Origin of the sequence: Paracoccus onchidii, from assembly GCF_028294535.1 — a bacterium.
Taxonomy (GTDB): Bacteria; Pseudomonadota; Alphaproteobacteria; order Rhodobacterales; family Rhodobacteraceae; genus Paracoccus; species Paracoccus onchidii.
Map to the genome: position 1 here is coordinate 1 of NZ_JAQBIE010000052.1, position 10,019 is coordinate 10,019.

The following is a 10,019-nucleotide window of genomic DNA, read 5'->3' on the forward strand; positions in this document are numbered from 1 at the left end:
TTCCCAGCCTATTTCGTGGTGAAATCAGGTTCACATTCAGGTTCACATCTGGGTTCACGAAAATTCGCTTTGCCCAATGATCGCTTGCTATGCTGGGGTAAAGTGGCGGAGCGAGAGGGATTCGAACCCTCGAGACGGTTCCCCGCCTACACACTTTCCAGGCGTGCGCCTTCGACCACTCGGCCACCGCTCCGTTAGGGTGCGTTTAGACCGTGATGCGACCGGGCGCAAGTCAGAGGTTTGAAATTCGTTTCTGAAGTTCAGCCAGTTGGCGCCGGATCTCGACCATGTCATCGGCTTCTGGGCTGTTTGGGGCAGAATCGGCCCGGGCCCCATGGGCATCTTCTCCGGATATATCGGCCTCTTCCGTGCCCTGTGCGAGGTCATCGACATCGGGGCCCGAACTGCCTGCGGTCCACCCGCCCATCATGGCCTTGAGGAACATTTGCTGCTGACGTTGCAAAGCCTCGAATCCGGGCATCTTGGCGATTGGATTGGGCATCGCCGTCATGTTTTCCATCATCTTGGATTGGCCATCCCGCAGCATTTCGAAGCTGGCGGCAAGGAATTGCGGAACCACAGATTGCGCGTTCGGTGTATAGCTGCGGACAAGATCGGTCAGCACATCGATAGGCAGAACGTTTTCGCCCCTGCCCTCATGTTCGGCGATGATCTGCAACAGATACTGGCGTGTCAGGTCGTCACCCGATTTCAGGTCGACAATCTTGACGTCACGGCCATCCCTGATCAGCCGCGCAATATCGTCCAGCGTCACGTAATCGCTGGTTTCGGTATTATAAAGCCGGCGGCTGGCGTAACGTTTTATCAGAAGGGTCGTGGCGTCGGCGGCCATATGCAGGGGCCTCTTTCGGTGACTTTTGCACATGATGGGTGCAGCGTCACGAAAACGCAAAGAAAATTTCCTGTTTTGGCCAAGACCATAACAGCCCGGGACGTCCCTCGGGGCAGGTCTGGCCCCTCGAACGCATCGGCGCCCATGAAAAAGGGGGCGACAAAGCGCCCCCTTTTTAATTTCCCAGCAAGCAGAAAGCTTACTTTGCGGCAGCCGTTGCAGCAGCGGTGGTCTTGCGCACGGCCGTCTGCGTTTCACGGGTGGTTTTTTCAGCCACTTTCTGCGCATCGGCAGCCAGATCCTTGCCGGCGGTCAACATCAGATCAACGGTGTCCATCTGAACTTTTTTCGCAACTTCGGCGAAAGAAGCCATGTGCTCGGCGGCGACTTCAGCCGAAGCCGAAGCATAGTCGGAAACTGCTTTCGCATATTCCGAAGGCTCGTCCTTGACGACAGCCAGCTCACCCATGCGGGTGATGCTGTCCTTGGCCCAACGGGCCGAGATCTCGGTCGAACGTTCGGCAGCCGACAGCGCAACCTTGGCCAGCTTCTCGCCCAGTGCACCTTGCGATTTCATCGCGTCCTGCATCGACGAGGTGTCGATCGGAAAGTTGGCCATCAGGTCTTGCATCGTCTTGGTGAAATCCGGGGTCTTTGCCATCTCAATCACTCCTGTTTCAGCAGTGGTCGACCATGAGGGAGGAAAGGTTCCACTGCGCCTTGTTTCGTAGTGACAATATGCATGCTGCACCGCAGCATTTCAAGCCCTGTCGCTGCATTGCAGCAAAATTGTTACATCGCCGCATGTAGTTTAGTGCAACACTTTGAGAAGGCGTCACAACTTTCTTTCTAGACCGCGCGCTCGTGAACATAGCTCCCTGGTGCGGGCGAAATTTCCCCGGAAATCTCGCGCGCGGGAACCATGGCGCCAGCCCGATCGGCAAGCCAATCACCCCAGCGTGGCCACCAACTGCCCTCGGTAAAGGTGGATGATTCGCGCCAGTGATCATGCCCCCGGTCGAACCCGTCCCCATCCGCGTAATGTCCGTATTTCATTTTGGTCGGTGGGTTGACGATTCCTGCGATATGTCCGGATTCTGACAGGATGAACGTCTTGTCCGCGCTTCCCATGGCCGCCACGCCCCGCCAGCAATCCGACCAGGGTGCGATATGGTCCGTTTCGCAGGCCACGGCGCAAAGCGGGGTCGCGACATCACCAAGATGCACGCGCCGGCCCATCACTTCGAACCCCTGCCCCGCGAATTCGTTTCGCTGGCAAAGACCGCGCAGATATTGCAGCGCCATCCGTCCAGGCAGGTTGGTGCTGTCACCGTTCCAATACAGCAGATCAAAGGCCGGGGGCGTCTCGCCCAACATATAGCTGCGGATCGCAGGGCCCCAGACCAGATCATTCGCCCGCAAAAAGCTCATGGTGCGCGACATCAATTGCGCACGCATCAGCCCATGTCTTTCGACCTCTTCGACGATTCCATTGACGAAATCATCATGAAGATAGGCTGTGAACTCGCCATGATCCGAAAAATCGGTCAGCGTCGTCAGTAGGGTTGCGGAATTGACCCGCTCATCGCCAAGCTTGTTCAACAGCGCAAGCGTCAGAGACAAGGTCGTTCCCGCGATACAATATCCAACGACATTAAGCTTTGGTTGCTCGGTCAGTTCACGGACCTTGTCCATCGCATCGAGATAGGCGGCAATATAATCGTCAATCCCGATTTCGGCATACGCCGCGTCCGGGTTTTTCCAGCTGACCACGAACAGGCTGTGCCCCTGCCCGACCAGCCAGCGGATCAGGCTGTTCTGGGGTTTCAGATCCAGGATATAGAACTTGTTGATCCAGGGCGGAAAAATCAGCATCGGCGTCGCATGGACCTGATCCGTCGTCGGCTTGTATTGGATCAATTCGAACAGGGATGTCTGGTAAACGACACTGCCTTCGGCCGTGCCGATATTCTCGCCGACCGTGAACGCCTCGCGATCGGCGAGAGAAACGACCATCTCACCGCCATTGAGTTCGACATCGCGGACCAGATTTTCCAGACCGCGAACAAGGCTTTCGCCCTCGGTCTCCACGGCACGTTCCAGCGCATCAGGATTGGTCGCCAGAAAATTCGTCGGCGACATCATGTCAACGATCTGACGGGTCAGCCAATCGACGCGGCGACGCGCGACCTGATCAGGCAAGTCCAGTTCGTCCATCGTATCCTGAAACGCCCGGACATTCGTCAGATACTGTTTGCGGACATAGCTGAAATAAGGATGTGTCTGCCATAGCGGGTTTTTGAAACGCTTGTCGGTGATGGGCTGCCCGTCATCGGCGGGTCCCTGCATACCCGTCAGGGCGCGCTGCGCTGCCGAATAGTTCTGCAGCGTTTCCCCCCAGTAATTCACCTGTTGCTCGATCAATCTGGTGGGCTGTTCCGCAAGGGTTTTCATCCAGGCATTCGCCGCAGTCAGAACCAGATCAGGGCCAGGCCCTTCGACTCCGGGGTTGGGCATGGCCTTTTCTCTGAATGCCGCAACCAGACGGTGCCCGAGGGCTTCGATCCGCTCGATATTTTCGCCGAGCTTGCGGGCAGACTGCATCCCGTTGATGGATGACGTTTGCCCCGAAGTTTCGGCGCTGTCCGTCGCCGGGGACGATGCTTGTTCGTGATGCAGTGCCGGCGAGGCGGCGGGTTTCCGGGCGGCAGATTTACGCTGCGCCGCAGCATTTTTTTGCCCCGCGGCTGGTTTTGCAGATGTCTTGCGCCGCGAACTGGCGGGTTTCCGGGCGGTTGTTTGCCCCCCTGCCCGTGCGCCCTCTGCCGTTGTCTGGCGGGATGTCGATGTCTTGGCGGGCGGTTTGGCCGAATCGCCGGGGGTTTCCGGCTTTGCCGCTGTTTTGGAAGTTGCTTTCGAGGCGGTGCTGCGCGCAACGTTCCGTCCCGCTTCGTCCGTCTTGCTTGCCATAACTGCAAATCCCCCCTAAAAATCACCTTGATGATAGGCGCAGGGCTGGCACTGGGTAAAGCGGACAATTTGACCTTTTTACCGGACTTGATCAGCAGGATATCGCCGGTACGCCGCGGCGCAGCAGATGGGGAACGTCATGCCGATCAAAGGGGCCAAGGGAATCATTTCCTATGATGCGATGGAGACCATTCGCAACACCAATGAATGGCTGGGCGCGACCGCGCGGGCCATGTCGTCCTATCCAGCCTTTGCGCTGATCCCCAATCCGGCGTTCAAACTCATGAGCGCCTGGGGCCATGTCACCGAACGCAGCTTTGCGCGTATGGTCACGAAACCCGACTGGGAAATCCCGGCCATTGCCGGCGAAGATGGTCAGGATCACATTGTCTATATCGAACCCCAGATCAAGCGCCCCTTCGGCGACCTGATCCATTTCCGGGTTGCGCGGCGCGCCCCGCAACCGCGCAAGGTCCTGCTGATCGCCCCCATGTCGGGCCATTACGCAACACTGATGCGCTCGACCGTGACATCGCTGCTGCCAGATTGCGAGGTCTATGTCACCGATTGGCACAACGCCCGCGACATTCCCGTCAGCGAAGGCAAATTCGACATCGAGGATTACACCAAGTATCTGGTCGATTTCATCAAGCATCTCGGACCTGAGACCAATGTCATTGCCGTCTGCCAGCCAGCTCCTCTGGCGTTGGCGGCCACCGCGATACTGGCCGAAGAAGATCCCGCCGCCCAACCGCGCACGCTGACACTGATCGGTGGGCCTGTCGATCCGGACGCCGCAGCGACCGAAGTGACCGATTTCGGCAACCGCGTCACCATGGGCGAGCTGGAGCATCTGGTCATTCAATCCGTCGGCTTCAAATACCGGGGCGCTGGCCGGATGGTCTATCCGGGGCTGGCACAGCTCAGCTCATTTATCGCCATGAATGCCGAAACCCATGCGCGCGCCTTCATGAACAAGATATTCAACGATGCGCGCGGCACCGGCTCGGAAGGTGACAAACACAACCGGTTCTATGACGAATATCTGGCGGTGATGGATATGACCGCTGAATTTTACCTGTCCACGGTCGAGCGGATCTTCAAGAATCTCGAGATCGCGGAAAACCGTTTCGAGGTCGATGGAAAACGCGTCGACATTTCCAGGATCACCAATGTCGCCGTAATGACGGTCGAGGGCACGAATGACGATATTTCAGCGCCCGGCCAATGCGTGGCGGCGCTGGACCTGTGTTCGGGCGTGCCCGATGATCGCAAGAAACAGCATCTCGAACCCGGCGCCGGTCATTACGGGATCTTTGCCGGCAAATCCTGGCGCCTGAACATCCGTCCCCTGGTGCTTGACTTCATCGACGAACATATGACCCCGACCGGTTCTGCCGCACCGCGCAAACGCCGTTCGCCGGGCGGAGCCGCAGCAGATTGCGGCGTTTCGGATTCGATCAGCGAAAGCGGCAAGATCGCCGTCTGACATGATCGAAGCGGGCGAGTTCTTCAGGATTCGCCCAATTGCCCGATCCATATCGAGATTGCCTTGACCATCAAGGGCGACAAACGAGGCGAGAAATCCTCGCCCGCGATGATATGACCATGCGGGTCGTCTTGCTTGCTGGGCGTTACATTCAGGCGGGTTGCGCGCCCGCCCCAGCGATCGGCAACCGCATCGGTCGCCTTGGGCATGACAATATTGTCGGCGTAGGACCAGATGAAAAACGCCGGTTGATGCGCGACCGAGAAATCGGTTCCCGATGCCCTTCGCACCAAGGCGGCCAAGGGGATCGCCGCCTCGATCGCGGGGCAAGGCGACATGAACCCGCGCGGCTTGGTTGCCAGATTGTCGCCACATCGATCCTTGGGCATCAACAGCCGCACCAATTGGCGCGAAAATGGCAGGTTCAAAAGCCTGAAATACCGGTGATGCACACCAAAATTCGGTGACAGCAGAACAACCGCATCGATCCTGCGCCCCAAGTCTTCGTCAACGGCCGCAAGCGCCGCAAGCGTGCCGCCAGTGGACAGGCCGATCAGAACGATCCTGTCCCCCAGTCTCTCTCCGACGGCCACCGCTTCGGCGACATCATCCCACCACTGCGCCACATTCGCCCGGGCCAGTGCTTCATCCTCGGCGCCATGACCCGCCAACCGTACCGAATAAAGATTCGCGCCGACGGCTTCGGCGACCTCTTGGGGAACGGGGTCCAGTTCCGACGGATGGCCGGAAAAGCCGTGAACATAGATCAGCGCCAGATCGGTTCGTTGCCCTGGCGGGCCGCGCCAGTCGATCCGCCCCGCGCGGGCGGGATCGATCCCCTGTTCACGATCCGACAGCCACGCGTCCAGATCCTCTGGCAGATTGATCTCGGCCGCGACCAGTTCTGCATGCTCGTGCGGCACAAGATACCAGAACGCCCCGAACGCCAGAATGGCAAGGATGGCGAGCTTACGCCAGGACATCATCGATCGCAGTCTCGATCAGATGCAGACATTCAGGCGAAGAAAAGCGATGATCGGCATCCTTGACCAAGGTCAGCCGAATATCGTCACCCTGCGCATGGTTCAGCAGATCAAGCGCCCAACCTACCGGCACGTCATCATCATTCGTGCCCTGCAACAGGCGCACGGGAAAGGGCAATGGCAGCGGCCGGTTCATGACAAGATTGCTCCTGCCTTCCTCGATCAGCCGCCGCGTGATGACATAGGGAGAATCGCTGTATTCACTGGGTGTTTCCAACCGCCCTTCATCGATGATCTTCGCGCGTTCCACCTCTGAGAAACCGGCCCAGAAACCTTGTTCGGTAAAATCCGGTGCGGCTGCGATCGTGACAAGCCCCGCAACCCGGTCAGCCATGTCACGCGCCAACAACAGGCCGATCCATCCCCCCATGCTGGATCCGACCAACAGCTGAGGGCCGGTTGTCAAGGCGCTGATGGCATCACGGGCGTCCTCGGCCCAGTCACCGATGCACCCCGCTTCGAAATCGCCGCTGCTTTCGCCATGCCCCGAATAGTCAAAGCGCAGAAAGCTTCTGCCATTCTTTCTGGCCCAAGCCTCCAGATGGACGGCCTTCGTTCCGGTCATGTCGGATTTGAAGCCCCCCAGAAACACGATCCCGGGATCTTGGCCTTCGTGACGGTGATATGCGATGCGGCGGCCCGAAGCCGTGTCTAGAAACTGCGCCATGCGATCCATGCCCTGTTCTGTTGTCACTGTCGCGACACCGAAATTCACAGCCGCAAGGCCATCGGCGTCATTTTACGCATCTTGTTGCATAGATAGAAAATTCCATGAAGCCCCTTTGCTTCCAGACAAGCTTGACTTCGCCCCGCCATCGGTCCAATTGACCGCGACCATAACCCGCAACCGGGCGTTCCGTGGGCGCCAAACCGACGAGGAGGACGTGATGTCCCAGATCTCTCTCACCTTTCCCGATGGCAATTCGCGCGACTATGACGCAGGCGTGACCGCCGCGCAGGTGGCCGAAAGCATCGCCCCCAGCCTGGCCAAGCGCGCGATCAGCGCCAGCCTTGATGGCAAGCATATCGACCTGGCCTGGCCGATCACCGCAAGCGGCGCGATCGCGATCCATACGCTGAAGGACGAGGAACAGGCGCTAGAACTGATCCGCCACGATTTCGCCCATGTCATGGCCCGCGCCGTGCAGGAAATCTGGCCGGATGTGAAGGTCACCATCGGGCCGATCCGCGATCATGGGTGGTTCTATGATTTCGACCGGGCCGAGCCTTTCACCCCCGAAGATCTGGGCCAGATCGAGGCGAAGATGAAACAGATCATCGCCGCCCGCGAACCCGTCCGCACCGAGGTCTGGGACCGCGCCCGCGCCGTCGCCCATTACGAGGCCGCGAACGAGCCGTTCAAGGTAGAGCTGATCGACCGCATCCCCGAGGATCAGGATCTGCGGATGTACTGGCATGGCGACTGGCAGGACCTGTGCCGCGGTCCCCATCTTCAGAACACCGGCCAGCTGCCCGCCGACGCCTTCAAGCTGACCCATATCGCGGGTGCCTATTGGCTGGGCGATTCCAGCCGCCCGATGTTGCAGCGCATCTATGGCGTGGCCTTCCGCAACAAGGACGACCTCAAGGCGCATCTGCACATGCTGGAAGAGGCCGCCAAGCGCGACCACCGCAAGCTGGGCCGCGAGATGGACCTGTTCCACATGCAGGAAGAGGCGCCGGGCCAGATCTTCTGGCACCCGAACGGCTGGAACATCTATACCACGCTGCAGGATTACATGCGCCGCAAGCAGCGCGCAGACGGCTATGTCGAGGTGAACACCCCGCAGGTCGTCAGCCGCAAGCTGTGGGAGGAATCCGGCCACTGGGAGAATTACCAAGAAAACATGTTCATCGTCGAGGTCGACGAGGATCACGCGCGGACCAAGACGATCAACGCGCTGAAGCCGATGAACTGTCCCTGCCACGTGCAGATCTTCAATCACGGCCTGAAATCCTATCGCGACCTGCCGCTGCGCATGGCCGAATTCGGGTCCTGCAACCGCTATGAACCCTCGGGCGCGCTGCACGGGATCATGCGCGTGCGCGGCTTTACGCAGGACGACGCGCATATCTTCTGCACCGAGGACCAGATCGAGGCCGAGACCAGGAAATTCATCGAGTTCCTGGCCGGGATCTATGCCGATCTGGGCTTCACCGGCTGGCGGATCAAGCTGTCCACGCGCCCCGAAAAGCGCATCGGTTCCGACGAAAGCTGGGACCGCGTCGAGGCCGCGTTGGGCAATGCCTGCCAGGCCGCGGGCTATGACTTCACGATCTTCCCGGGCGAAGGCGCGTTCTACGGGCCCAAGCTGGAATTCGTGCTGACCGACGCCATCGGCCGTGACTGGCAATGCGGCACGCTGCAGGTGGACCCGAACTTGCCGGAACGTCTGGACGCCGAATATGTCGGCCAGGACGGGCACAAGCATCGCCCGATCATGCTGCACCGCGCGGTTCTGGGCAGCTTTGAACGCTTCATCGGCATCCTGATCGAGAACAGCGCCGGCAAGCTGCCCTTCTGGCTGGCCCCGCGTCAGGTTGTGGTGGCATCCATCGTCTCGGACGCCGATGATTACGTGCACGAAGTCGTGGCCGCGCTGCAGGCCGCCGGCATCCGCGCCGAGGCCGATATCCGGAACGAAAAGATCAACTACAAGGTCCGCGAACATTCGGTCGCAAAGGTTCCGGCGATTCTGGCCATCGGCATGAAAGAGGTCGAAAACCGCAGCGTTTCCATGCGCCGGCTTGATCAGCAAGGCAGTCGCACCCTGCCCCTGGACGAGGCTGTGACGGCGCTGCAAGCCGAGGCAATTGCCCCTGATCTGCGCTAATTCGGTCGCTGTTACAGGAACTTCACGCCCGCATCACATTTTGCGGGCGGTTCCTTCTTGCGTTTTCAAATGATTCGTTCATCCTCTTTGACGTGAGCAAAGACTTTCTACCGCCTCCCTTCGTGGGCAGCCGGAAGACCGAAAGCGGGCTGCACGGCCTGACGCAATCCTGCGTCGGGATGACTTGAAGGAGAGAACGGTTATGGCGACCGGAACGGTTAAATGGTTCAACGCCACCAAAGGCTATGGCTTCATTGCGCCTGATGACGGCGGCAAGGACGTGTTCGTGCATATTTCTGCTGTCGAACGCGCCGGGCTGACCGGCCTGCAGGACAATCAGAAAATCGGCTATGAATTGCAGTCCGGGCGCGACGGTCGCGCCTCGGCAAGCGATCTTCAACTGCTCTGATCCAGCCAGAAAATCAGGAAAACGGCCCGTCTCCACGGGCCGTTTTTCGTTTCTCGATGCGCAATCCAGACCGGGACGGCCACGATGAACCTTGCCGAACATATCCTTGCCGCCGGCCAGGATGTCACTGACAAGCCGGCCTTGTCAGTGGTCGCGGCGACGGGGGCCAGCCGCTGCTCCTATGACAAACTGACAACAGCCATGCGCGGAACCGCCACCGGCTTGCAGCAGTTCGGGCTGCGCCCGGGCGATAGGGCTCTGTTGAGGTTGCGCAATCACGCCAGTTTTCCGGTCGCGTTTCTGTTGCTCTGCCTTCCAACTCTGGACCACCCGAGGCTGGGGTTTTCGGGCTTTGCCCACGGTGACGGGCTGGTTGCGTCACGGTGAAAGTGAAGCGCGCCCGGGGCTTTGGGTCCGATGG

General features: G+C 59.5%; 9 protein-coding genes and 1 tRNA gene. 4 read left to right on the forward strand and 6 right to left on the reverse strand.

Annotated features, from left to right (window positions below):
- Window positions 1-103: 103 nt before the first annotated feature.
- The 4 genes from PAF17_RS19690 to phaC form a co-directional block, all read right to left on the reverse strand.
- Window positions 104-193: transfer RNA gene (locus PAF17_RS19690), tRNA-Ser, on the reverse strand.
- 39 nt (window positions 194-232) lie between these two features.
- Window positions 233-853, reverse strand: a complete 621-nt coding sequence (gene phaR, locus PAF17_RS19695) for a polyhydroxyalkanoate synthesis repressor PhaR (protein WP_271890771.1) — start codon at window positions 851-853, stop codon at window positions 233-235.
- A 199-nt stretch (window positions 854-1,052) separates the two neighbouring features.
- On the reverse strand, window positions 1,053-1,514 hold the full coding sequence (locus PAF17_RS19700; RefSeq protein ID WP_271890772.1) for a phasin family protein: 462 nt from the start codon (window positions 1,512-1,514) through the stop codon (window positions 1,053-1,055).
- 188 nt (window positions 1,515-1,702) lie between these two features.
- Window positions 1,703-3,457: a class I poly(R)-hydroxyalkanoic acid synthase gene (phaC, locus tag PAF17_RS19705; RefSeq protein WP_408636451.1), complete on the reverse strand. Its 1,755-nt coding sequence runs from the start codon at window positions 3,455-3,457 to the stop codon at window positions 1,703-1,705.
- Window positions 3,458-3,962: 505 nt separating this feature from the next.
- Here phaC and phaZ point away from each other — a divergent pair.
- Entirely contained in the window at window positions 3,963-5,312 is a 1,350-nt protein-coding gene (gene phaZ, locus PAF17_RS19710; protein WP_271890774.1) for a polyhydroxyalkanoate depolymerase, read from the forward strand.
- 23 nt (window positions 5,313-5,335) lie between these two features.
- On the opposite strand, the gene PAF17_RS19715 is transcribed toward phaZ, so the two are convergent.
- Window positions 5,336-6,295 carry an alpha/beta hydrolase gene (locus PAF17_RS19715; RefSeq protein ID WP_271890775.1) on the reverse strand — a complete coding sequence of 320 codons (960 nt, stop codon included), beginning with the start codon at window positions 6,293-6,295 and terminating at the stop codon, window positions 5,336-5,338.
- On the reverse strand, window positions 6,282-7,022 hold the full coding sequence (locus PAF17_RS19720; RefSeq protein WP_271890776.1) for an alpha/beta hydrolase: 741 nt from the start codon (window positions 7,020-7,022) through the stop codon (window positions 6,282-6,284). Before PAF17_RS19720 ends, PAF17_RS19715 begins: the two co-directional genes overlap by 14 nt.
- Before the next feature lie 220 nt (window positions 7,023-7,242).
- Here PAF17_RS19720 and thrS point away from each other — a divergent pair, with 220 nt between their 5' ends.
- From thrS to PAF17_RS19735, 3 genes are all read left to right on the forward strand, one after another.
- On the forward strand, window positions 7,243-9,189 hold the full coding sequence (gene thrS / locus PAF17_RS19725) for a threonine--tRNA ligase (RefSeq protein ID WP_271890777.1): 1,947 nt from the start codon (window positions 7,243-7,245) through the stop codon (window positions 9,187-9,189).
- 202 nt (window positions 9,190-9,391) lie between these two features.
- Window positions 9,392-9,598: a cold-shock protein gene (locus PAF17_RS19730; protein WP_271890778.1), complete on the forward strand. Its 207-nt coding sequence runs from the start codon at window positions 9,392-9,394 to the stop codon at window positions 9,596-9,598.
- Between the two features lie 84 nt (window positions 9,599-9,682).
- Window positions 9,683-9,985 (forward strand): hypothetical protein, encoded by a 303-nt coding sequence (locus PAF17_RS19735; protein ID WP_271890779.1) that lies wholly within the window; start codon window positions 9,683-9,685, stop codon window positions 9,983-9,985.
- Window positions 9,986-10,019: the final 34 nt, after the last annotated feature.

Coding starts and splice junctions, on each gene's coding strand:
- phaZ (WP_271890774.1), top strand. CDS start 3,963: ATGCCGATCAAAGGGGCCAAGGGAATCATTTCCTATGATGCGATGGAG.
- PAF17_RS19715 (WP_271890775.1), bottom strand. CDS start 6,295: ATGTCCTGGCGTAAGCTCGCCATCCTTGCCATTCTGGCGTTCGGGGCG.
- phaR (WP_271890771.1), bottom strand. CDS start 853: ATGGCCGCCGACGCCACGACCCTTCTGATAAAACGTTACGCCAGCCGC.
- thrS (WP_271890777.1), top strand. CDS start 7,243: ATGTCCCAGATCTCTCTCACCTTTCCCGATGGCAATTCGCGCGACTAT.
- PAF17_RS19735 (WP_271890779.1), top strand. CDS start 9,683: ATGAACCTTGCCGAACATATCCTTGCCGCCGGCCAGGATGTCACTGAC.
- phaC (WP_408636451.1), bottom strand. CDS start 3,457: ATGCAGTCTGCCCGCAAGCTCGGCGAAAATATCGAGCGGATCGAAGCC.
- PAF17_RS19730 (WP_271890778.1), top strand. CDS start 9,392: ATGGCGACCGGAACGGTTAAATGGTTCAACGCCACCAAAGGCTATGGC.
- PAF17_RS19700 (WP_271890772.1), bottom strand. CDS start 1,514: ATGGCAAAGACCCCGGATTTCACCAAGACGATGCAAGACCTGATGGCC.
- PAF17_RS19720 (WP_271890776.1), bottom strand. CDS start 7,022: ATGGCGCAGTTTCTAGACACGGCTTCGGGCCGCCGCATCGCATATCAC.